Raw genomic sequence first — 21,745 nt, 5'->3', positions numbered from 1 at the left:
ATTGGTATTATGGCTATTGAAAGTAAATTAAAAAAAGACAGGCTTTTTTTGCGCTTTACATGGGCTAGGTTAAGGAACTACCTAATTAGAGCAAAAAAGAGTCTATATGCATCTATTATTCTATGTGGTTTAATAGTTGGTGTTGATCTATATCTAGGAGATATTGAATTTGTTACTCAATCGTTAGAGATTGGATTTACACTAGCATTTATACTATTTGTATTCTTTTTTTTAATAACAAAAGATGATAATCCTGTAGATATAATTATTTCAGGTGCAGAAGGCGAAACTACTGTTTTAGATGAGCTAAAAAAATTAGATAATAATTTTGTATTATTTAATCGAGTAGTTTTACCAGATGAGAAATCTACAGTAGGTAATAGAGAAATTGATTTTATTGCAATATCTCGTAAAAGTATATATATAATCGAAGTTAAGAATAATCGTGGCTATATTGAAGTAGAAAATATGGCTGAACGTTGGAATGTCTCAAAAACTTCTCAAAATAATAAAGTCTATGCAAAAACAATAAAAAATCCAATTAGACAAACATTTGCACAGAAAAAAGTACTGCAAACATATCTTTATAAACAAAAAATATATATAAAAGGTATCCCAGTTGTAACGATAGTTATTTTTGCTAATGATGATGCACAGTTAAGTGAAAATTTCATCACAGATGATGCCAATCAAGCAGTTCTATCATTAGGAAATCTAATACCTTTTATTAAAGTAAAAGAAGAATATGTAGAAAAAATGCCTACGCGTTCACGTAGGAAGATAATTCGTAAAATAGAGAAAAAATAATGCTCAATAACAGACCTATAGGTGTTTTTGATTCAGGAATTGGTGGTTTAACTGTCGTCAAGAACTTGATGAATATATTACCAAATGAGGATATTATATATTTTGGTGATATTGCTAGAATACCTTATGGGACTAAATCACGAGCGACTATTCAAAAGTTTGCAGCCCAAACGGCTAAATTTCTAATCGATCAAGAAGTCAAAGCAATAATTATTGCTTGCAATACAATATCAGCTATCGCAAAAGATATCGTTCAAGAAATTGCAAAAATAGTACCTGTTATTGATGTGATAAGTGCTGGAGTTAGCTTAGTCGATAGTCTTAAAACAGTTGGTGTCATAGCAACACCAGCTACTATTAACAGTAATGCATATGCACTACAAATACACAAAAATAATCCTGATACAGAAGTTTATAGTAGTTCATGTGGTCTTTTTGTATCTATGATTGAAGAAGGATTTATAGAAGGAGAAGTTGTTGAGTTAGTAGCTAAACAATATCTTGAGTATTTTAATGATAAAAATGCCCAAGCTCTAATTTTAGGTTGCACACATTACCCTATTATCAAAGATAGTATCGTTAAAGTTATTAATGTAAAGCTTATAGATCCTTCATTACAAGCTAGTAAGATGCTAGAGCAATTACTAATTGAAAATAATCTTTTGAATAAAAATAATTCTAGTCCAGAGTATAAGTTTTATGTTACAGATATCCCTTTGAAGTTTCGATCTGTTGGAGAGATGTTTTTACAGACTCAGATGCAACATCTTGAAATAGTTAGTTTAGACAATTACTAAAAAGTCTATTATAAGGCTTAAATATTCTTCTAAATAAAGCTAAAAAAATGTATGATTTGCTAAATTGAATTTTAAAGTAAGTATTATAAATGTACGATAAAGATAGTAGAAATGTTATTTTATTAGCTGGAATTGGTGCAATTCTTGAGTTTTATGATTTTGTTCTATATATGATTTTTTCAAAAGAAATCTCAGCAACTTTTTTTGCTCAAATTACAAATCCTACTATCAAGGCATTTTTGACAGTATTAATATTCTCAATAGCATATCTTGTTAGACCGTTTGCAGGAACTATATTAGGGATTGTTGGTGATTTAATAGGTAGAAGACGTTTGCTGTTATTTACAATACTACTAATGGGAAGCTGTTCATTGTGTATGGGGTTGATGCCTGGATATGCGCAATGGGGACTATATGCGAGCTTTGTGTTTGTGTTATTACGTATTATGCAAGGTATTGCTTTGGGTGGAGAGTTGCCTGGGGCTTATGTTATTGTCTATGAATCAGTTAAGGGTAAAATCGGTTTTGCTACGGCTATATTATTCACATTTGTAACGGGTGGATTTTTATTTTCTGATTTTGTAGGTTTTGCTCTTGAGTACGTGTTTGGTGATTTTGCTTGGCGAGCTGGATTCATTATTGGTGGACTATTAGGCTTCGTTGGTTATTATGTGCGTCGCAATCTTCATGAAACTCCAGAGTTTGAAAGTATTGATAAACAAAAAAGACACTCTTTTGGTTCCTTAGTCTCTACTTATGGTCCAAACTTATTCGTTGGGATATGTATAGTTATTATAGTAGCCTTTGGTGGTGTAATGTTAACTCTTTATATACATAAATTTGTTGAAGATATTTTAACTGGATATAATTCTGGTCAGATTTCTTTGATTCTAACACCAAGTGTTTTAACACTTACTTGTTTTACTTTTATTTTTGGTTTTTTATCAGATAAAGTTGGTATTGCAAAAATGTTTATAGCAGGTGCTGGGCTTATTGTAGTTTGTGCATTACCTGTATTTTATTTGATGAGTTGTATAGGGAGTGTATCAGCAATTGTTTTTGCATCTATAGCTATTATGCTCTGTTATGCATTAGTTGCGGCCACTTTTATATTTTTGCTTTGTGATTTGTTTCCTACAGATGTTAGATTGTCAGGAGTAGGTCTTAGTTATAATCTTGCTTTTGCTATAGTTGGAGGAATCGCTCCTTTAGTAAGTACAACGATAATTACTATGACAGCATATAATTTTTTAGGTCCATCTATTGTTGGTATTGTTTGTGGTATGATTGGACTACTAGGTGTTTATGTCTATTCTAAAAGAGGTGGATATCATAAAAATAACAAAGACATGATAGTGAAACTATAACTGATTTTAGTGATGAAAGAAGATTTTAAAGTAGTATTAATTGCAGGCATAGGTGCAGTTTTAGAAGTTTATGACTTTTTATTATATGTGTTATTTTCGGTACAAATTATAAATACATTTTTTGTAGGAATTGATGATTCAGTAATTAAAAGTTTCATTGCTGTAGCTATATTTTCTTTAACATATATTGTTAGGCCTTTAGGAGCTATTACCTTAGGAATATTGGGGGATCGATATGGTAGGAAGAAAATATTTACATTTACAATAACTCTTATGGGAATATCCTCATTACTAATGGGAATTATGCCTTCTTATGCTACTTTTGGGGTGTTTGCAAGTATAGCTTTTGTGATATTTAGGGTATTGTAAGGGTTTGCTCTAAGTGGGGAATTACCAGCAGCATATGTAATAGTGTACTAGACTAGTTCAAAAAGCATAGGTTTTAAGCTGAGTATATTATTTGCATTTGTTTTATCAGGATTTTTATTTGCAACAACAGTATGTCTGATTCTTGAATATTTATTTGATGATTATGCTTGGCGGATTGGTTTTGTATTAGGTGGTTTTTTAGCAGTATTTGGCTACTATTCTAGACTAAAATTAACGGGAACGCCATTATTTAAAAAAATTGTGAGTAGAAATAAAAAAAGTGTTATTACCCTTTTCAAACAAAACTACATAAATATATTTATTGGTTTTTGTTTTGCGATGCTATTTACTCTTGGTGCAATAATTTTGCTTTAGTATTCTAATTTTTATATTGCAAAACTTCTAAATGCTAGCAATACGAGTTTGATAATGATTCCAGTGCAGATAATAGTTTTAATATCTGTAATAACATTCGGATATATGTCAGACAAAGTCGGACTTAGTAAAATGTATATTTTTGGTTGTTTTGTTTTATTGATAGCTATTCCTATAACATTCTACTTGATGTCAGATACTTATAGTGTTTTTATGGGAATGATTTTTTTAATTATTTGTTATTCAATAGGAGCATCCACAACATTATTTTTCTTGTGTGATATTTTTCCAACAGAGTTTAGGTTATCAGGAGTTGCTTTGAGTTATAGTTTAAATTCAGCTTTTGTAGGAGGTATTTGACCAATAATTAGTGCAACAGTTATCTCTAAAACTGAGGTTATTTGGCTAGGCCCTATTATTAGTTTGATTTGCTTAGTATTGGCATTATTTGCAATTTTCTTATATAGAAAACTAAGGTTAGGTTTTTATAAACAAAATATTACATAACTGAGATATTTGATTTTTGATATTAGTTGTCAAAAATTGATAAAAGAAATATTAGCTCGTTATGATAGTATAAATATCTAAAGATGACATATTTCAATAGTTTATTATGAAAAATATAATTTTTGCTTTTCTAAGTTTGTTTTTTTACAAAGCTCACAAGCATATATCGTGAAAATTGTTAAAGATAATTGTATTTCTCAACCTGGTTATATTACGACTATTCAAGAAAAAAATATACAAACTACTACTGTTAATAAAGATGGTACAAAATTATACTCAGTATTTAGACCTTATGGTGGTTATTGTCTTAATATTGCAATGTTATCATCTACAATAAATAAAGCAGATTCTTTCACTAGCTGCTTTGATAATCAATATACTGTAGGGAATAAAGTCAAAAAATAATTCTGACGGATAAGGGTAAAACTTTTTATGTTTTATCTAATAATAAAATTCTTGGATATAATATATCGGCAACTACTAATACTATTGAGTCGAAAATTTATATTCAGAGCTATCCTCAGAAAGTTATAGATGCAAAACTAGTGGATAACGATAAGTATCTATATCTTATAACAGCTAGCCATAAGAGTCAAAGTGGTAGGCTTTTTATCTACGAGATTAATCCTATAGGTACATTAAAGAAAATCTCAATAGTACCATTAAACTTTAAGCCTGAAATAGTTAAGTTTGATGATAATAATGTATATATTCAAAGTGATAAAAGTATATATCGTTATAGCTTCTTAACGGGTGATAAGCGTAACAAAGAAAAAGAGATAATAACAATATCTTCTGGGAAAATATTAGATTTTTCAATATTGAATGAAAGTAGTACTGAAAGTAAAGTTATACTAGCAATACAGGATAATATTACAAATAAAAATACTGAGCAGGGAACAGTAGAGGTATACAAAGTTTCTAATAGCTCTTCAAGATTGCTCTATCAAGAACAATATGATGATATGCCTAAAAAAGTAGCATCATTTAAAGAAAAAGGTAATGGTCATGGAAAGGTACTAGTAGCATTTAATTATAGATATATTGTAGCTTCTTTTACTAATACGTATTTTGAAGATGCAGATGAGTACAAAATAGACGGCAGTTTTTTGAGATTATTGCAGAACGAGAATCTTATTGAAGTAGTGTCTTCTGACTCTGTGTCAGTAATTGATATGAGGCAGAATAAGTTACTAAATGAGTTGTTTTTAAAGAATATTGATGAAAATGGCTCATTTATATCTAAATCTTTTATAGGATTTAGTACTAAAGATAACATCAATATTTCTCAAATATGAGTTAAAAATAATAAATGGAGTAATAATCATTTTTGATATAGCCAACCAATTTTGATATTTAGTAGAATTATTTAGGTTAGTCATTATGAAAAATATAATTTTTATATTTGTTGGATTATTCATTTTACAAAGTTCTCAAGCGTATTTTGTAAAAATTGCTAAAGATAGTCATATGTTGCAACCTGGATATATTACAACTATTTATGAGCCAAATATACAAGCAACAGCTATAAGCAAAGATGGAACTAAGCTTTTTTCAATATTCAGGCCAAGCGATAACTATTGTCTAAATGTTACAAAAATATCATATTCAATTAGTAATGCAGGATCATTTATTAGCTGTTTTGATAATCAATATACTGTAGGTAATAAAGTTAATAAAATAATTTTAGATAAAATTAGGAAAAACTTTTTATATATTATCAAATTATAATATTCTAGCCTACAACATTTCTCATATTACAAATAGTATTACTGGAAAAGTTTTTAGTAAGCATTTTACTCAAAAAATTGTTGATGCTAAATTAATAAATTGAGCAGCCATAATGATAGGGACATTAGCCTTTATGGGAGTACTAGCGTGTCCACCTTTACCGTGAAATATTATTTCGAATAAATCAACACCAGCCATAGCTACAGGAGTTGATATTTGCATACATTCCTCATTGATAATAGGATAAACATGAATTCCATATATTTCATTTACATTATCCAAAGCACTATCTTTAATCATTGCAGGAGCGCCACCTGGCAAGATTTCTTCAGAAGGTTGAAATATAAACTGAATGTTTACATTTAGCATAGTTTTATTTTTAACAAGCTGTTGAGCAGCTACTAAAACCATAACACAATGAGCATCATGGCCACACATATGTGCTTTGCCATCTATTTTTGACTTATATTGACAGGTATTTTGCTCATGAATTGGTAGAGCATCCATATCAGCTCGAAAAGCAATAGTTTTGTTTGCATTTGGAACAATTAAATCAGCAACTAATCCAGTTTTTCCAATTGATTTTTGAACCTTTAAACCTATTTTCTCTAGTTCTTTAGTTATATATTCGGCTGTATTATATACATCAAAACCAAGCTCTGGATGTTGATGTATATGTTGACGAATTCTTTGAAGTTCTTTAATGGCATTATTAGATATATTAATCATCTTGTGTTTTATCATATGTAGTTATAACTTAAATTAATACATAAACTTAAATATTTTTCATAGTCATGTATACTTGCAAATACTACTTAATAAAACTATGTAAATATTACAAGTTATAAATTTGCTAAAAAATATTTTGTATAAGCGTATTATTAATATTTCTTGGTATTAATGCTCAAGCGAGTTTTGTTCGTACGAGCAAAGATAATCATAAGGCACAACCTGGATATATAAGCACAATAAATGAATCAAATATTCAAGCTTTAGCTATATCCGAAGGAAAAAATTCTAGGTTATATTCAATATATCGTGATGGTCCACAATATTGTATTAGTGCTATAAAATTGGGCTATTCGATAAATAATAGTGCTGTGTTTTCTAGCTGTTTTGATAGTGAAACAAATGTTGGAAGTAAAGTTATAAAAGCACTTGCCTCTAAAAATGGTGATCGTTTATATTTATTCTCAAATCATATTATTTCTGAATATAGTATGTCACCAATCTCAAACAAAGTTAATTCGCAAATATCAAGTGAGCATATAGCCCAAAATATTATAGCTGTTGAGATGTTTAAAAATAAAATTTATGTTCTTACACATGAGGAAGATAGTAATAAAGGTTCCTTAATTATATTTACTATAGGAAATGATGGGGTTTTAGATAAGACAGACTCTAGGTCTTTGAGCTATACTCGAACTGGATTTAAATTCTATGAAGATGCAGGCTTTGACTATGTTTATGTTAGATCTAAAGAGCAGATATATAAATATGATATTTTGAATGATGACACAATTAATCGTTCTAGTAAGCTAGTAGATTACCCAGGTAATACAATTAAGGACTTTGGAATACTAAAAGATAGCGATAAAAAAAACACTACGAATGGAGGCGGCTTTAAAAAAATGGCGACTCTGGTCTTAGCTAGGGCGCTTTGAAACTATATATACTTAATGGTATGGGAGTGAGATTAACATCAAGTGTTAATCCAGAACTAGAGCCATATAAAATACAAGCGTATGATGAGAAAGAAATATTTATGGTAGCGTATGAGTATAGCTTTGACATTAGAGTAATTAATAGAAAAACGAATGCAATAGAAGATAAACTTGTTTTACAAAGAGGTTTTGAAGCTTCGCTTGTGGATATAGAATATAGTGATAAACTCACATCTGTAATGAGTGAGGCATCAATACAAGCATTTTATGGCTTTGTATTATCTCAAGCATTATATCTAAAAGATAAGCCTCTTCAGTTTATATTTAGTCCTGATACTCATTTCATGGGAGTGGCTAATAAAGATAGCGTAGATGTCTATGAAATAGTTAGGTCTAATGAAAACTAAAACTTTTTATGAAACATATTAAAATAGATAAGTAGTACAAACTAAGAGTTATAATGAAAATGTGACCAAACTCCATTTATTTGATTTTTTGAAGTTTCGTCGCAAGTATGTTTAAAGTTAATCTTAAGGATGTTTACTATGAAAAAATTTATTTTTATTTTTGTATTTATTATTTTTTCTGCTTCGGTATATGCTGCAGATGAACAATTAACTAGTGGTGATTTAAATTGTTTACAGGAACAAAAACATCAAGGGGAAATAAAAACTTGTTTACCATCAAAAAAGCCAGATAATTGTTCAGAAGAAGACTATGAAAAACTAAAATCAAGTGTTCAGGAATGTAGTTTTAAAGTCAGAGGTGCATTAAGATCAGCACTATAAACAAATTCTTTATAAACCTGTCTTTCTATTATAAATGTTAATAACTGTTGTATATTCGTTCTGTAAATGTAGAATTTATTCAAAGCAAGATTTTTAGTTAATATTATCATGCAAGAATCATTGAAACTAAGCGAATTTCTTGAGCTTATAAAAAGTACTATAGAAATGAGCTTTGGATATGAAGGCTTTTGGGTAGTTGTAGAGTTATCTGAATGGCGTAGATCTGGTAAGCATTACTATGGTGAGCTTATAGAGCATGATGGGGTTAGTAAATTTCCTATAGCTAAAATTAGATGTAATTGCTGGGCAAATAAAGTTGATTATATTCATAGTAAATTTAGTCAAGCTACTGGTGAAACTCTAAAAACAGATATGAAAGTTTTATTTAAAGTTGCTGTAAACTATCATACTAGCTTTGGTCTTAGTCTAAATATAATAGATATAGATCCTACTTTTACACTTGGTGATAGGCAAGCTCGTAAAATTGAGATTCTACAAAATTTATCTAAAAAAGGCATTCTAGAGAAAAATAAAGTTCTTAATATGCCAGGTGATTTTACCAATGTTGCAGTAATCACAAGTATGACTGCTGCAGGTAAAGGAGATTTCTTCGAAGAGGCTGATAAATTACAAGATTTAAATCTATGTAACTTTGATATATATGAAGCAAAGATGCAAGGTGTAGAATGTGCGAAAAGTGTCTCAACAGCATTTACTAAAATATCAGCAATCGCTGATAAATATGATGCGATAGTATTAATCCGAGGAGGGGGCTCTCAAGCTGATCTTGACTGGTTTAATAATATACTACCAGCTGAAAACATTTGTAATAGTAAAATTCCAGTGTTAGTTGGTATAGGACATGAGAGAGATAGTACAGTTTTAGATGAGATATGTACAAAAAGATTTGATACGCCATCTAAGGTTATAAATTATATAGCTAATACAATCGTTGATAATGCAATAAACGCTAGATATAATTACGAATCGATAGTGAGGGTTACTAAAAATCTAGCTAGACAAAATAAACATCAATTAGATAATCTGTATCATAACTTTAAAACACATTTAGAACATTATCTCTATCAGATGAATCAAAGTGTGGATCATAACTATAAAGAATCAACTTCTATGGCTAGAGGAGTCTCTAAATTATATGCCAAATCTATGGATACTGTATATCAAAGTATATTACTAAGTTCAAAAAGCTTGATGAGAAGTTATGAAAATAATGTTTATAATTTATATAATCAATCAATTAATAAGGCTCAAAATATTTTAAAATACTATAATCAAACAAGCGAATCTCTTTATAAGCAGATATTATCTGTATCAATAGAGCCAACTCTTAAAAGAGGTTTTAGTTTGACAAAGACAACAGATGGCAAATATATAACAACTCAAAAACAAGCACAAGCATACTCAGATTTAGAGATAGTTTATGCCGATGGACATATACAAGTAGAGGTGAAAAAAAATGGTAACTCAAAGTAAAAAATTTGCAAAAAATTATCAAATATTAGAAGAAATTAATGAAAAACTTCAAGAGCAACAAGATAATCCTCCTCTGTTAGATGAGTTAGCACCAATGCTAGAACAAGCCTCAAAAAGTTATCAGTTATGTAAAGAAAGAATCGCGGCAGCTCAGAAGTTTATAGATGAATTTGAAGGTAATGACTAGAAAACCATTCCAGGCATTTGCCATATACCAACAGCTCTAAGAGTATCTTTGATAATTATTACTTTTTCATAATCTGTAAGAGGATACATTATATTGTATCCTTTAGTCTCAGAAGTTAAGTTATGAATTTTTATATCAATCATATTATTATCAAAAGCTTCTTGTTTAAATATTGCATTAGCTCTTCTAATATCTGCTGTTGAAGTAACTAAAATGATATCAGTAGGTTTAAGGGTTCATATTTTTTATTGTCATAAAAGTATTAACGCCTTGTCATACCATGTTTAATGATTGATCTTCTAATATAATTTTGTTCAAAGGCACACTACCATTAATTAGACATTGTCTCATTTGATATGATTCAGTTTTGCCAGCTGTTACTCGACCACCACTTACTATAATAGTTGCATCTGGGAATCTAAAATAAGCTTCCAACCCTTTATAAAGTCTTTTGATTAAATATTCATTCATACTTGCATTAGAATTTAATGGAGATCCAAAAATTACAATCACAGGTATAGAACCTCGCTCGAGTTGTATCTGATTAGCACTAGTGTTTATATGTAAGTTAAAACTTCTTTTGATAATATCAAAAGTATTCACATATACGGGCATATCAGGCCATTTGGATGTTTATAATTTAGCAAATGCCTTCCTAAAGTTACTAAAATCAAAAATATATGAGTATGCTGAATCATATATTTGTACAATAGGATTATCAGGGAAGTTATCTACAAGCATATCTAAAGTTTCACCAGCTTGATTATACTCTTTTGTTTCTATTTGAAGAGAAAATAATGATAGTCCTAATTGTAAAAGTTCCTTACTATCTGGATCAGTTTGCTTCATTGCTAATTCAAGAGCATCTATATCATTATGTAAATATGTATCTGCAGATTGTTGGTTAAAAATACTATATTAAAAATGCTTGATGATGAGAATTTAGCAAATATAGCTAGTCAAATTGCTGAAGTAAAAGAGCAAAGAGAACATCATATCAAGCATTATCACAAATGAAGATTGTTGATAAATTGTGGTCAACAGATGCTAATTTTATATTAGTTAAATTTTAAGAGAGTATCTTTAATAAACTAATCGATAAAAAATAGTAGTTCGCTCTATGGCTCATTTTTTCAATGATGAAAAAGTTCTAAGAATTAGCATAGGGATAGTATCTGAAAATAAAAAATTAATCGAAGTATTACAAAAATTAAGTAGCGAATATGAAACAAAATAAATATTTATTCATTGATAGAGATGGTACTTTAATCGTTGAGTCACCTATAGATAAGCAGGTTGATAGTATTGAGAAGCTAGAGTTTTTTGAGGGTGTTTTTGAAGCTCTTAAAAAATTACAAAAAGCAGGCTTTAAACTTGTTATGGTATCAAACCAAGATGGTTTAGGTACTGAGTCCTTTCCTCAAGAAGATTTCGATGCGCCGCATAACTTGATGATGAAGATATTTAAATCACAAGGTATTGCGTTTGAAGATGTTTTAATTTGTCCACATTTTGCTCATGAAAATTGTAACTGTCGTAAACCTAAAGTTGGTTTATTGATGGATTATTTAGTAGAGCAAAAGATCTCTTATGTGATTGGTGATAGAGAAACTGATGTACAGTTAGCTCATGATATAAAAGTTAATCCTATTCAATTTGGCATTGGGAATTATCAATCTTGGGATGATATTACTATAGCGATATTAAATAAACCTAGAGTAGCTGAAATCAAGCGTATAACTAATGAGACTGATATTATTGTAAAAGTTAATCTAGATGTTCCTGGAACTCGAGAAATATATACGGGTCTTGGGTTTTTTGATCATATGCTTGATCAGATTGTAAAACACGCTGGTATTAGTGCGGTAATTTAGGCAAAAGGTGATCTTCATATCGATGATCATCATTGTGTTAAGGATGTTGCGATTACTCTTTCTCAAGCAATTGCTCAAGCTCTAGGCGATAAGTATGGTATTAATCGTTATGGTTTCTTATTACCGATGGATGAGGCTTTAGTTGAGATTGCTTTAGATTTAAGTGGCAGAAATTATTGCTCATTTGAAGCGAATTTTGATCGAGAAACAGTAGGAGATTTATCAGTAGAGTTGGTGAAGCATTTCTTTGTATCTTTTGCTGAAGGTCTAAAAGCAACACTACATATCAAAGTAACAGGTGAGAATACTCATCATATGATAGAAGCGTGTTTTAAAGGCTTAGGAAAAGTGGTCAAACAAGCGATTGCCAAAAATGGTATAGATGAGATTCCTAGTTCAAAGGGAGTATTATGATAGCGATAATAGATTGTTGTGGGAGTAATTTTGCTTCGATAAAATATGCTTTTGAGAAATTAGGGCGAGAAATAGTCCTAACACATAATGCTGAAGTTATAAAAAAATCAGCTTGTGTAATTTTGCCAGGTGTTGGACATGCTAAATCAGCAATGGCAAATCTAAAAAATATGACTTAGATAAGATTATTCCACAACTTAAGCAACCTGTCTTAGGAATCTGTCTAGGAATGCAAATTATGTATAGTTTTTCTGAAGAAGAAGATACAGATTGTTTGGGTATTTTTCCTGAAAAAGTAAAAGCTTTTAATAAAACCCAAGGTTTTAGTATTCCACACATGGGTTGGAACAGCTTACAAAATATAAATAAGGATCATTTTCTATTTAAAGATATCGCAGAAGATGATTATGTATATTCTGTGCATAGCTTTTATGCTAAGCTTAATCAATTTAGCATAGTTACTAATGACTATATAAATGATTTCACTGCAATGGTAAATAAAGATAATTTTTATGGCATTCAATTTCACCCTGAGAAATCCGGTAGAGTTGGTATGAGGATTTTAGAGAATTTTATACAAGGGGCTTTGTAAATGAATATATTTCCAGCGATAGATCTAATAAATGGCAAATGTGTTCGTTTAGAAAAAGGAGATTTTAATAAAACTACTACTTATGAACTTGAGCCAAAAGAATGTTGCAAAAGCATATGAACAAGCAGGTGCAGAGTTTATTCATGTCGTAGATTTAGATGGTGCTAAGAAAAGCCAAACTTGTCAATTTGAAACTATCGAAAAGCTTTTGGAAATCGGGGTTGATAGGGTAGTTGTTAGTAGCTTGGCTGTTAAGGATATAGCATTAACAAAGAAGTTTTTGAGAAGTATGGCGCTGAGAAGATAGTTTTAGCTTTAGATGTATTTATTAAAGAAGGAATACCTTATATAGCAATGCATGGCTGGCAAGAATCAAGCACAATAACTTTAGATGAGATATTACAGACTTATCTTGGTGACGGTCTTGAGTACGTGTTATGTACTGATATTTCTCGAGATAGTATGCTACAAGGTCCAAACTTTGAGCTATATAGAATCTATTCATCTATATATCCAGATATTCAGTTTATGGCTTCTGGTGGAGTTGGTAGCTTAGAAGATTTAGAAATTCTAAAAGAGCAAAATACTTATGGTGTTATCATAGGCAAAGCTCTATATGAAAATAAATTTACACTACAAGAGGCTTAGAATGTTAACAAAAAGAATAATTCCATGTCTTGATGTCAAAGATGGCGTAGTTGTCAAAGGTGTAAAATTTAGAAATCATAGAATCATTGGCGATATTATTGAACTAGCACAGAAATACTCAGATGCAGGAGCTGGTGAGCTGGTATTTTATGATATTGGAGCTAGTCCTAATAATAAGCTACTTTCTATCAAGTAGATACAAGAAATAGCTAAAAAGATAAATATCTCATTTTGTGTAGCTGGAGGTATTAAATCTATAGAGAATGCTCGTGCAATATTAAATGAAGGAGCAGATAAAATATCTGTCAACTCTGCAGCGCTTGCTAGACCTGATTTGATAGATGAGCTAGTCTATGAGTTTGGTACTCAATGTGTAGTAGTTGGTGTAGATAGTAAATTTATTGATGGTGAATTTAAAGTTTGCCAATATATAATATACAGGTAGTGCTGATAAAACTGTACAGACATTATTAGATCCAGTTAGCTGGGCAAAAGAAGTAGAATCTCGTGGTGCTGGTGAGATAGTTCTTAACTGTATGAATCAAGATGGTGTCAAAGGTGGCTATGATCTAGAGCATCTTAGAGAAGTTCAATCAAATGTCTCAATACCGGTTATAGCCTCTGGTGGAGCTAGAGAGATTCAGCATTTTATTGATGTATTTAAGCATACGGATATTGATGATGCTTTGGCAGCAAGTGTATTTCACGATGATATTATTGCGATACCTGAATTAAAACAAGAGCTTTTTAAAAATAATATACCTACAAGAATAGTTAAATAGGATACAAAATGGATAACAAAATTATAGAGTCTATAGCTTGGTAAAAAATGGATAATTTAGTTCCAGCTATTATTCAATCAGCGATTGATAATAGTGTCTTAATGCTAGGATATATGAGTAAAGAATCTTTAGAAAAAACTTTAGAAATCGGCAAAGTTACTTTCTATAGTCGTAGCAAGAAACGTCTATGGACTAAAGGCGAAGAGAGTGGTAATTTTCTTGAGCTAAAAGATATAGCTGTTGATTGTGATAATGATTCTATACTTATCAAAGCTATACCATACGGTCCAACTTGTCATACTGGTAGTAAATCATGCTTTACTAAAAATGAAGAAAATAGCTCTCTGTATATAATTGATAAATTAGAAAAATTAATAGCTGAAAGAAAAGATTACTTACCTGAGAATAGTTATTTAACTAGTTTATTCAAAAAAGGATTACCAAGAATTGCTCAGAAAGTTGGCGAAGAAGGTGTCGAAGTTGTAATAGCTGCGGTGAAGCAGGATTCGGATGATGAGTTGATTTCTGAGACAGCAGATTTATTATTTCATTTATTAGTTCTATTGAAGGAGAAAGAGATTTCATTAGAGCAATTTTGTCAGAAGTTGGTTTCTCGAAATACTTCTAATTAAGTTATAATTGCTATTTGAAACTAACTCAAAATTTACTTATATGGAAATAATAATTCGTATCTTAAGATTACACTTTTGGCTTTAATTACTACATCAGTGTACGCAGTGCCTGCTAAAGGTACATTTACAGCAGAGTCATCGTGTCAAGCATATATATCAAAAAACAAAATGACTAATCCTGATAATACTTATGTAATGGCAGAGCAAACTTACTCTATTCAGGAAAAAATAAAGATACTAATTCAGATTGGTTTAGAGTATTTATTTCAAATGCTAGCGAAAGTCAGTTACGCTGGGTAAGTAGTAGTTGCGGTATAGCGGATATTGAAGAAGGAGGCGATACTCCTGGTAAACAGTGCATCCAAGAACCTGAGCTTGCCGATAGCTATGTACTAGCTCTTAGTTGGCAGTCCGCATTTTGTGAGACCTATGGCTTCAGTGCTGGAAAGCAAGAGTGTAAAAATCTACCTGTAGATAGTGCAGCTGCTAAGAGTTTTTCGTTACATGGATTTTGGCCTAATCAAGATACTTGTGGTACAAATTATGGTTTTTGTGGTGCTCAGAAACAATCTAATTTTTGTAATTATGCTCCATTAAATTTAGATGATAAAACTGTAGAGTTACTACGTAGAGTAATGCCAGGATATAATGACTCTTCATGTTTACAACACCATGCGTGGTATAAGCATGGAACTTGTCAATTACATGACCAAAATTAATACTATACTCAGGCAGCTACTTTTGTAAATCAGATAAATGATTCAAAGCTAGAACAGTTTTTTAGCCAAAATATTGGTAAAGATATAATTATTGAACAGTTTGATAATGCTTTTAATCAAAGCTTTGGGGCTGATACTAGTAATAAAGTATATCTAAATTGTAAAGATGGTATGCTAGTTGATGTGTATATATCGTTACCGAAAAATGCTGATGAACCAAGTCAAAGAGATTTGTCTATTTTGCTGGCTAATGCGCCTAATGCTAACCAAAGTACATGTCCAAATAAATTTAAAATTTCTGATTTTTCTCATACTATTAACTAATCCAACAGCTTACGGATCAATGATCTGTCATATAATTAGTTGCATTTTATGCATAATTTTTGCGGATGAGCCAAGTAAAAATCTAAAGTCTATAGAGTTGCTACATTGCTAGGCATAATGGTTATTGTATCTGTAACAAAACGATTTTCATTATGGTTTTTAATATCTGCTATAAATAAGCGTAGCTTTTCTTCTGTTAATTTTGGTAAAGCAGTTATTGTCGTTAGCCTTTTTCTAGTTGGAGCGTGCCACTTTTTCATAATCTCTTTTGGAATATCTGTTAGCGCTAAAGTTAGAGAGTTGTTGTTTCTAAAAACGTTAATATTATTTTCTTCTAGTATTTTTTGATAATTTTTAGCTAGTTTCAAACATTTGTTAAATCTATTTTTTAATCCGTCAGCACTATTTAATTCTTTTATCCGTTTGTAAAGAAGATAAGGAGTTAGACCATTTCTACTACCACCTATTGTCACATCATTGTTTGATGTGTATTCAATATATCTACCACTTATATATTCTTTATTGATAATTGTTATACCACAAGGTATTGGTAGACCAATAAATTTATGACCACTTATATTTATTGAATCAAAATTTTGACATTTATGAAAATCATCTGTAAATGGAATAAAAGCTCCATTGAATGCGGCATCAGCATGTATATAAAAAGAGGTTTTAGATTCTTCTAATATATTTTTTACAATATTAATATCATCTATAGATGAAGTTATTGTTGAGCCTATAGTTGCAAAAAAAATATAATTATATTCAGATTTTATATTTGATTTCAGAGCATTATAATCGATTTCACCATATTCATTACTTTGAATTTTAATCAGTTCTAAATCTAATATATCAGCGGTTTTATCAATTGCATAATGAGAGAACTCATTGCAGATTATTTTTACTTTTTGGTTATTAGTCATTTGTAGATGTTTTTTTGCACGCCATAAGCAGTACATAATAGATTCAGAGCTACAGTTTGCAACATATCCCCAAAAATTTTTATGATCTAGCTTATAAAGATTAATGAAAAAATCAATGACACTTTTTTCGTGAGCATGACTACTAAAAGGATTATTTAAATCGTAAGGATTACCTAAACTATTCATAGAATAATCAAGAAGCTCAGCATACTGACTTAGTTTAAAATCTGTTGCTGGAGGGTAGCCTATATATAGTTCAGTATTATGTTTAAGACGATCTATGTACTTCATTTCTTTAATTATTTTTGGATATTTTTAGTATTTTACCATGAAAAAAGTTTTATCTAGATCATGAAAAGACATGTGAATAAATCATAATGTTTTTTTGTGTTTAGAAAATAGAGAGCCAAAATTATGCTAATAAATTTAGATCCATCAAATGACTTGGCAATACATTTGATAGAGAGTTTAGAATATTACTAGGTACTTTTGGATTCTCATGTGCTAAATCTTGGATTAGCTTTTTAACTTTTTTTCTTTTAAGATTTTCTTGAGATCCACATAAGTTACATGGAATTATTGGGAAATTTTCTTCTTTAGCAAATTCTATAAGATCGCGTTCTTGTACTAGTACCATTGGGCGGATTACAGTATTTTCACCTTCTTGAGTAATAAATTTAGGTGGCATAGATTTAATTTGCCCCTGATATAGAATCGACATTAACAATGATTCGATCAAATCATCGCGATGATGTCCCAGAATGATCTTATCCATTTTATGCTCTTTTGCATATCTATAGATGTTACCACGGCGAAGTCTAGAGCATAACGAACAGTAAGTTTTACCCTCTGGAACTTTATCTATCACTACACCATAAGTATTTTTTGTTTCAATCTCATAAGATACACCTAGATCACCAAGATATTTTCTAAGTTGACTATCATCCCAACCAGGTTGAGACTGATCTAATGTATACACATGAAGAGCTATATCATAAGTTTTATCTTCGATTAGTCCATGCAAAACTTTTAATAGTCCAAAAGAATCTTTACCTCCTGATAGACATAGCATAACCTTATCACCTTTTTCGATAAGCTTATAATCAGCTATAGCCTTAGTAATATAGTGACGTAATTTTTTTTCAGTTTTGCTTATTTTTATTTCAGTCATTTTATCTATGCGCCTTCTTAAAGATTCTATTCTTTTCGCGAGCCCAATCTTTATCTTTTTGAGCCTGACGCTTATCGTGAACTTTTTTACCTTGAGCAAGAGCTATTTCAACTTTTACACGAGTACCTTTCCAATACATAGCCAAAGGCACACATGTAAATCCTTTTTGCTCAATTCGTCCCATGATTTTGTCTATCTCACGGCGATTAAGTAGTAATTTACGATTTGCTGAAGCATCAGCTACCACATGAGTAGATGCTGACAATAGAGGAGTTATTAGACAATTAAAAAGCCAAGCTTCACTACGCTTGATATGCGCATGACTATCTATCATCTGTACTTTACCAGCTCTGATACTTTTTACTTCCCATCCTTGTAGGACTATTCCAGCTTCAAACTTCTCTAAAATAGTATAATCATGGAAGGCTCTTTTATTTCTAGCAATAGTTGCTGAAGAAACCTTATGTTTACTCATAACTTTATTATTTTTTGTAAAAGATATACAATGTAACGCTATATATTATCAGCAAAACACAAAAGATTAAATAAATGAATAAAGTTAATAAATCTGCAATTGTTAATTATACTGCTTCACAGATGTATGATCTTGTAAATGATATTGAAAGCTATCCTCAGTTTCTACCAATGTGCTATGATATAGAAGTTTTTGAGCATACAGAAACAGAAGCAAAAGCATCTCTAAAAATCAAATCTGGCTTTGTGAAACTTGATTTTGCTACACATAATACAATGGTAAAAGATCAGCATATTCATTTAAATCTTATGAATGGTCCATTTAAAAGTTTAACAGGTGATTGGAAATTTGAACCTCAAGATGAAAATTCATGTAAGGTATCATTAGACATGGAGTTTACCTTTGAAAATAAATTTGTTGAAATGGCTCTTGGACCTGTGTTTCGTGGGCTGGCAGATAAGATGTTAGGAGCATTTTGTAAACGTGCAGAAGAGGTTTATAAATAGTGAAAGTAGAAGTCATTTATGCTTTACCTAGTGAGCAGAAGTCTTTTTATATTGAATCTGATGATTGTATGACTGTTAGACAGGTGATTATTCAGTCAAAAATCTTAGATGCTTATTCTGAACTAGACAGTCTTGAAAATCTTAAAATTGGTATATATGGACAAATAGTTGATCTAGATCATGTTCTTGAGGATAGAGATAGAGTTGAAATATACAGAAATTTAACTATTGATCCAAAACAAGCTCGAATGCTAAGAGCAGAACAAAAGCGTAAAAGAGAAGGCATCAGAGGTTTTGGTGCGTAATAAAAAAATAGCTATTGTAGGAGCTGGACTAGCAGGTTGTTCATTAGCTTATGAATTAAGTAGAATCCTTAACTTTGATATAACTTTATTTGATAAAAACTCTGATATTGCAATCGAAGCTTCGGGGAACTTTGCGGGAATTTTAGAACCTTATTTAACCTCAGATAATAATTTCTCAGATCAGTTTCATACACTAGGCTATAGTATATTATTAGAGTTTATAAATCAGTATCGTAATGATATAGAAATTTGTAATCAGGGTGTTTTGCAAATATTAAGTGATGAAAAAGAACTAAATAGATACCAAAAGATTTTTACAAAAAGAGAGATAGGTGATGATTTAGCTAGATTAATATCTCCTCAAGAGCTTTCAGAATTACTTGGTAAAAATACTTCTAACAAAGCTGTATATTACCCTAATGCTTTATCTGTGGTACCTAAAAGTATTTGTCAGCTATGGCTTAAATTATCAACTGCTAAATTAAAATTAGATAATGAGCTCTTGGACATTAAGAAATTAGAGAATAATACTTGGCAATTAGCATTTAATAATTTTACTGAAGATTTTGATATTGTGGTATTTGTTGGAGGGTATCCATTATTTAAAAATATTTCTCTGCTACAAAATATTCCAGTATACCCATCTCAAGGTCAGTTAACAGTTATTAAAAGATGTTTTAATATCACAAATAATATTATGGATAAAGGATATATAATCCCTAATTATAAAGATAATCTACAAGTTATTGGAGCAACATTTCGAGATAATAATGATACTAGTGGAGATATAAGACAAGAAGATAATAATTTTAATATTAATCAAATTAAGCAAATATTTGATGATAAAAATTACAATGTTGAAATTGTTAATTCAAGAGTAGCTACGAGATGTGTAACTTCTGATCATTTACCACTTGTTGGTAGATTGACAGATTATGATAGTTTTGAACAAGTTTTTTATAAGCCTCTATCTAAAGGCTATCCAAAATCAAAAATGCCAAAGATTGAGTATCAAGAAGGCTTATATGTATCTTCAGGATTTGGCTCAAAAGGTTTATGTTCATCATTATTAGCGGCTCTGATTATCACAGCATACATAACAAATCAAAATCAAAAATACTCAGATAAGTTACTAGAAGCGCTTGCTATAGAGCGTTTTTGGACTAGAAGCTTCAAGAAAGGTATAAAATTTTCATAAAATATTACTTTAGATCATTTATATATAGCAATTATTGGCTATAATTGCGAGATTTTTTTTAAAATCAATTTAATAAGTTCATGAAATTAAAAATAAAAAAGAGTATTTTGTTACTCGCCACTATCATAGTATTATCAGGTTGTTCAATTAAATCGGAGACACCGGTTAATGATAGAGATCCTTATGAAAACTATAATCGTAAGATGTTTCATTGGAATAATGAATTATATGAGGATCTGACACCTGTAGCAAAAGCCTATAATTTCATTATGCCAGAAGCAGCACAAACAGGTATATTTAATTTTTTCAAAATCTTTTTGAGCCTAGTCGAGTAGCTAATAATCTTTTTCAAGGCGAGTGGAGTTATGCTGGAGATGATAGTATGAGATTTTTGGAAAATACGACACTTGGGGTGTAGGTATTTTTGATGTGGCCGGTAGTAGGTTTGGATTGCCAATGCGATATATCAAGATTTTGCAGTTACTCTTCATAAATGGGGCGTATATAAAAAAGGATATGCTTCACCATATATTGTTTGGCCAATTTTTGGACCAGGTACTATAGAGGGTGTTAGTGATGGTGTTGATGCTATGTTTAATCCACTTTCGTATTTGTTTTTAGCTCGAGGAGTAAGTACATTTACAGCGTATGCTGTAAACTATAGTGTCTATGGCTTATACTATACAAATTAAGGTGTTTTATATCTGCTAGCATATTCAAATTTAGAAGAAGTATCGGTAGATCCATATACAGCTATGAGAAACGCGTATATCCAAAATTATGATTATGGTATGGCAAAAGTTCTCAAACAAAAAGATCCATCACTTGATGGATCTCAAAACGATAAAGCTATACTAAGCGTTTTGGGTATCAACAATACTAATGCTAAATCAGAGGTTGCCTATAGTGATGAGAGTTTTGTTCAGGCATCTCAAGATACTCCACCAGTTCTAAAAAGTAGTCTTGCTAATGTAAATAAGGTTGCTGAAGTCTAATCTAAGTTATAAACAAGTCTTAAAAAATATCTTTTGTTTAGCTTAAAAGGTTTTTTTAAAATATCGTTTTTTGTTATCTTATATAGTATTATGTTTAA

General features: G+C 30.4%; 33 protein-coding genes and 3 pseudogenes. 29 read left to right on the top strand and 7 right to left on the bottom strand.

Annotated features, from left to right (window positions below):
- Positions 1 to 9: 9 nt before the first annotated feature.
- From FNO12_RS05985 to FNO12_RS05960, 8 genes are all read left to right on the top strand, one after another.
- Positions 10 to 807 (top strand): nuclease-related domain-containing protein, encoded by a 798-nt coding sequence (locus tag FNO12_RS05985; protein ID WP_014715555.1) that lies wholly within the window; start codon positions 10 to 12, stop codon positions 805 to 807.
- Entirely contained in the window at positions 807 to 1,604 is a 798-nt protein-coding gene (gene murI, locus FNO12_RS05980) for a glutamate racemase (protein ID WP_014715556.1), read from the top strand. The genes FNO12_RS05985 and murI overlap by 1 nt, the downstream gene beginning before the upstream one ends.
- A gap of 89 nt (positions 1,605 to 1,693) precedes the next feature.
- The gene (locus FNO12_RS05975) at positions 1,694 to 2,971 is read left to right on the top strand and encodes an MFS transporter (RefSeq protein ID WP_014715557.1); all 1,278 of its coding nucleotides are present in this window, start codon (positions 1,694 to 1,696) and stop codon (positions 2,969 to 2,971) included.
- Between the two features lie 12 nt (positions 2,972 to 2,983).
- Entirely contained in the window at positions 2,984 to 3,340 is a 357-nt protein-coding gene (locus FNO12_RS10880; RefSeq protein WP_231138768.1) for an MFS transporter, read from the top strand.
- A gap of 438 nt (positions 3,341 to 3,778) precedes the next feature.
- Positions 3,779 to 4,075: an MFS transporter gene (locus FNO12_RS10875; RefSeq protein ID WP_234387217.1), complete on the top strand. Its 297-nt coding sequence runs from the start codon at positions 3,779 to 3,781 to the stop codon at positions 4,073 to 4,075.
- A gap of 315 nt (positions 4,076 to 4,390) precedes the next feature.
- Positions 4,391 to 4,627, top strand: a complete 237-nt coding sequence (locus FNO12_RS10870; protein WP_231138766.1) for a hypothetical protein — start codon at positions 4,391 to 4,393, stop codon at positions 4,625 to 4,627.
- 140 nt (positions 4,628 to 4,767) lie between these two features.
- Complete coding sequence (locus FNO12_RS10865; RefSeq protein ID WP_234385409.1) at positions 4,768 to 5,520, top strand: hypothetical protein; 753 nt, start codon at positions 4,768 to 4,770, stop codon at positions 5,518 to 5,520.
- An 85-nt stretch (positions 5,521 to 5,605) separates the two neighbouring features.
- The gene (locus tag FNO12_RS05960; RefSeq protein ID WP_030005666.1) at positions 5,606 to 5,953 is read left to right on the top strand and encodes a hypothetical protein; all 348 of its coding nucleotides are present in this window, start codon (positions 5,606 to 5,608) and stop codon (positions 5,951 to 5,953) included.
- 75 nt (positions 5,954 to 6,028) lie between these two features.
- On the opposite strand, the pseudogene FNO12_RS05955 reads toward FNO12_RS05960, so the two are convergent.
- Positions 6,029 to 6,682: pseudogene (locus FNO12_RS05955) on the bottom strand (M20 metallopeptidase family protein); the annotation flags it as partial.
- 344 nt (positions 6,683 to 7,026) lie between these two features.
- Here FNO12_RS05955 and FNO12_RS10860 point away from each other — a divergent pair.
- From FNO12_RS10860 to xseB, 5 genes are all read left to right on the top strand, one after another.
- Entirely contained in the window at positions 7,027 to 7,617 is a 591-nt protein-coding gene (locus FNO12_RS10860; protein ID WP_233418134.1) for a hypothetical protein, read from the top strand.
- Positions 7,614 to 8,024, top strand: a complete 411-nt coding sequence (locus tag FNO12_RS10855) for a hypothetical protein (protein ID WP_231138763.1) — start codon at positions 7,614 to 7,616, stop codon at positions 8,022 to 8,024. Before FNO12_RS10860 ends, FNO12_RS10855 begins: the two co-directional genes overlap by 4 nt.
- Positions 8,025 to 8,162: 138 nt before the next feature.
- Entirely contained in the window at positions 8,163 to 8,405 is a 243-nt protein-coding gene (locus FNO12_RS05945) for a hypothetical protein (RefSeq protein WP_014715559.1), read from the top strand.
- A gap of 108 nt (positions 8,406 to 8,513) precedes the next feature.
- Positions 8,514 to 9,899, top strand: a complete 1,386-nt coding sequence (gene xseA / locus FNO12_RS05940; RefSeq protein ID WP_014715560.1) for an exodeoxyribonuclease VII large subunit — start codon at positions 8,514 to 8,516, stop codon at positions 9,897 to 9,899.
- Positions 9,883 to 10,086 (top strand): exodeoxyribonuclease VII small subunit, encoded by a 204-nt coding sequence (gene xseB, locus FNO12_RS05935; RefSeq protein WP_014715561.1) that lies wholly within the window; start codon positions 9,883 to 9,885, stop codon positions 10,084 to 10,086. The genes xseA and xseB overlap by 17 nt, the downstream gene beginning before the upstream one ends.
- Here xseB and FNO12_RS10850 read toward each other — a convergent pair.
- From FNO12_RS10850 to FNO12_RS10840, 3 genes are all read right to left on the bottom strand, one after another.
- Complete coding sequence (locus FNO12_RS10850) at positions 10,083 to 10,229, bottom strand: hypothetical protein (RefSeq protein WP_030005664.1); 147 nt, start codon at positions 10,227 to 10,229, stop codon at positions 10,083 to 10,085. The genes xseB and FNO12_RS10850 overlap by 4 nt on opposite strands.
- A 130-nt stretch (positions 10,230 to 10,359) precedes the next feature.
- Positions 10,360 to 10,701, bottom strand: coding sequence for a YdcF family protein (locus FNO12_RS10845; protein WP_094888836.1), 342 nt, complete (start codon positions 10,699 to 10,701; stop codon positions 10,360 to 10,362).
- 18 nt (positions 10,702 to 10,719) lie between these two features.
- Positions 10,720 to 10,935: a hypothetical protein gene (locus FNO12_RS10840; protein WP_014715562.1), complete on the bottom strand. Its 216-nt coding sequence runs from the start codon at positions 10,933 to 10,935 to the stop codon at positions 10,720 to 10,722.
- A gap of 374 nt (positions 10,936 to 11,309) precedes the next feature.
- Here FNO12_RS10840 and hisB point away from each other — a divergent pair, with 374 nt between their 5' ends.
- The 12 genes and pseudogenes from hisB to FNO12_RS10790 all read left to right on the top strand — a co-directional run bounded on the left by hisB (position 11,310) and on the right by FNO12_RS10790 (position 16,071).
- The gene (hisB, locus tag FNO12_RS10835) at positions 11,310 to 11,960 is read left to right on the top strand and encodes a histidinol-phosphatase (RefSeq protein WP_231138762.1); all 651 of its coding nucleotides are present in this window, start codon (positions 11,310 to 11,312) and stop codon (positions 11,958 to 11,960) included.
- Positions 11,961 to 11,978: 18 nt separating this feature from the next.
- Complete coding sequence (locus tag FNO12_RS10830; RefSeq protein WP_306807237.1) at positions 11,979 to 12,374, top strand: hypothetical protein; 396 nt, start codon at positions 11,979 to 11,981, stop codon at positions 12,372 to 12,374.
- The gene (locus FNO12_RS10825; RefSeq protein WP_231138761.1) at positions 12,371 to 12,553 is read left to right on the top strand and encodes a hypothetical protein; all 183 of its coding nucleotides are present in this window, start codon (positions 12,371 to 12,373) and stop codon (positions 12,551 to 12,553) included. The genes FNO12_RS10830 and FNO12_RS10825 overlap by 4 nt, the downstream gene beginning before the upstream one ends.
- 50 nt (positions 12,554 to 12,603) lie before the next feature.
- Positions 12,604 to 12,966 (top strand): imidazole glycerol phosphate synthase subunit HisH, encoded by a 363-nt coding sequence (hisH, locus tag FNO12_RS10820; protein WP_331243370.1) that lies wholly within the window; start codon positions 12,604 to 12,606, stop codon positions 12,964 to 12,966.
- On the top strand, positions 12,967 to 13,086 hold the full coding sequence (locus FNO12_RS10815) for a HisA/HisF-related TIM barrel protein (protein ID WP_233418133.1): 120 nt from the start codon (positions 12,967 to 12,969) through the stop codon (positions 13,084 to 13,086).
- A complete protein-coding gene (locus FNO12_RS10810; RefSeq protein ID WP_233418132.1) occupies positions 13,049 to 13,273 on the top strand; it encodes a HisA/HisF-related TIM barrel protein in 225 nt (74 codons plus the stop codon). Before FNO12_RS10815 ends, FNO12_RS10810 begins: the two co-directional genes overlap by 38 nt.
- The gene (locus FNO12_RS10805) at positions 13,231 to 13,614 is read left to right on the top strand and encodes a 1-(5-phosphoribosyl)-5-[(5-phosphoribosylamino)methylideneamino]imidazole-4-carboxamide isomerase (protein ID WP_306807228.1); all 384 of its coding nucleotides are present in this window, start codon (positions 13,231 to 13,233) and stop codon (positions 13,612 to 13,614) included. The genes FNO12_RS10810 and FNO12_RS10805 overlap by 43 nt, the downstream gene beginning before the upstream one ends.
- 1 nt (position 13,615) lies before the next feature.
- A pseudogene (gene hisF, locus FNO12_RS05900) lies at positions 13,616 to 14,396 on the top strand (imidazole glycerol phosphate synthase subunit HisF).
- 47 nt (positions 14,397 to 14,443) lie between these two features.
- Positions 14,444 to 15,028, top strand: a complete 585-nt coding sequence (hisIE, locus tag FNO12_RS05895; RefSeq protein WP_149294482.1) for a bifunctional phosphoribosyl-AMP cyclohydrolase/phosphoribosyl-ATP diphosphatase HisIE — start codon at positions 14,444 to 14,446, stop codon at positions 15,026 to 15,028.
- A gap of 75 nt (positions 15,029 to 15,103) precedes the next feature.
- The gene (locus tag FNO12_RS10800; RefSeq protein ID WP_030005658.1) at positions 15,104 to 15,328 is read left to right on the top strand and encodes a hypothetical protein; all 225 of its coding nucleotides are present in this window, start codon (positions 15,104 to 15,106) and stop codon (positions 15,326 to 15,328) included.
- Positions 15,292 to 15,747 (top strand): ribonuclease T2 family protein, encoded by a 456-nt coding sequence (locus FNO12_RS10795; RefSeq protein WP_306807227.1) that lies wholly within the window; start codon positions 15,292 to 15,294, stop codon positions 15,745 to 15,747. The genes FNO12_RS10800 and FNO12_RS10795 overlap by 37 nt, the downstream gene beginning before the upstream one ends.
- A gap of 171 nt (positions 15,748 to 15,918) precedes the next feature.
- Positions 15,919 to 16,071, top strand: a complete 153-nt coding sequence (locus FNO12_RS10790; RefSeq protein WP_030005657.1) for a hypothetical protein — start codon at positions 15,919 to 15,921, stop codon at positions 16,069 to 16,071.
- Positions 16,072 to 16,160: 89 nt separating this feature from the next.
- On the opposite strand, the gene FNO12_RS05885 is transcribed toward FNO12_RS10790, so the two are convergent.
- The 3 genes from FNO12_RS05885 to smpB all read right to left on the bottom strand — a co-directional run bounded on the left by FNO12_RS05885 (position 16,161) and on the right by smpB (position 18,643).
- Positions 16,161 to 17,288: a histidine decarboxylase gene (locus tag FNO12_RS05885; protein WP_014715564.1), complete on the bottom strand. Its 1,128-nt coding sequence runs from the start codon at positions 17,286 to 17,288 to the stop codon at positions 16,161 to 16,163.
- A gap of 121 nt (positions 17,289 to 17,409) precedes the next feature.
- Positions 17,410 to 18,168 (bottom strand): tRNA 2-thiocytidine(32) synthetase TtcA, encoded by a 759-nt coding sequence (ttcA, locus tag FNO12_RS05880; protein WP_041265067.1) that lies wholly within the window; start codon positions 18,166 to 18,168, stop codon positions 17,410 to 17,412.
- Between the two features lies 1 nt (position 18,169).
- Positions 18,170 to 18,643 carry an SsrA-binding protein SmpB gene (gene smpB, locus FNO12_RS05875; RefSeq protein WP_014715566.1) on the bottom strand — a complete coding sequence of 158 codons (474 nt, stop codon included), beginning with the start codon at positions 18,641 to 18,643 and terminating at the stop codon, positions 18,170 to 18,172.
- A gap of 74 nt (positions 18,644 to 18,717) precedes the next feature.
- Here smpB and FNO12_RS05870 point away from each other — a divergent pair, with 74 nt between their 5' ends.
- The 4 genes and pseudogenes from FNO12_RS05870 to FNO12_RS11580 all read left to right on the top strand — a co-directional run bounded on the left by FNO12_RS05870 (position 18,718) and on the right by FNO12_RS11580 (position 21,647).
- The gene (locus FNO12_RS05870) at positions 18,718 to 19,149 is read left to right on the top strand and encodes a type II toxin-antitoxin system RatA family toxin (RefSeq protein WP_004287948.1); all 432 of its coding nucleotides are present in this window, start codon (positions 18,718 to 18,720) and stop codon (positions 19,147 to 19,149) included.
- Positions 19,149 to 19,454 carry an RnfH family protein gene (locus FNO12_RS05865; protein ID WP_030005656.1) on the top strand — a complete coding sequence of 102 codons (306 nt, stop codon included), beginning with the start codon at positions 19,149 to 19,151 and terminating at the stop codon, positions 19,452 to 19,454. The genes FNO12_RS05870 and FNO12_RS05865 overlap by 1 nt, the downstream gene beginning before the upstream one ends.
- Entirely contained in the window at positions 19,444 to 20,652 is a 1,209-nt protein-coding gene (gene mnmC1, locus FNO12_RS05860; RefSeq protein ID WP_014715568.1) for an FAD-dependent 5-carboxymethylaminomethyl-2-thiouridine(34) oxidoreductase MnmC1, read from the top strand. The genes FNO12_RS05865 and mnmC1 overlap by 11 nt, the downstream gene beginning before the upstream one ends.
- Positions 20,653 to 20,732: 80 nt before the next feature.
- Positions 20,733 to 21,647 (top strand): annotated as a pseudogene (locus tag FNO12_RS11580) (MlaA family lipoprotein).
- The last annotated feature ends 98 nt before the right edge of the window (positions 21,648 to 21,745 follow it).

Source organism: Francisella orientalis FNO12, assembly GCF_001042525.2.
In the GTDB taxonomy this organism is placed as follows: Bacteria; Pseudomonadota; Gammaproteobacteria; order Francisellales; family Francisellaceae; genus Francisella; species Francisella orientalis.
Note: the sequence above shows the minus strand (reverse complement) of the source record. Positions and strands in the feature narration are given on the sequence as shown.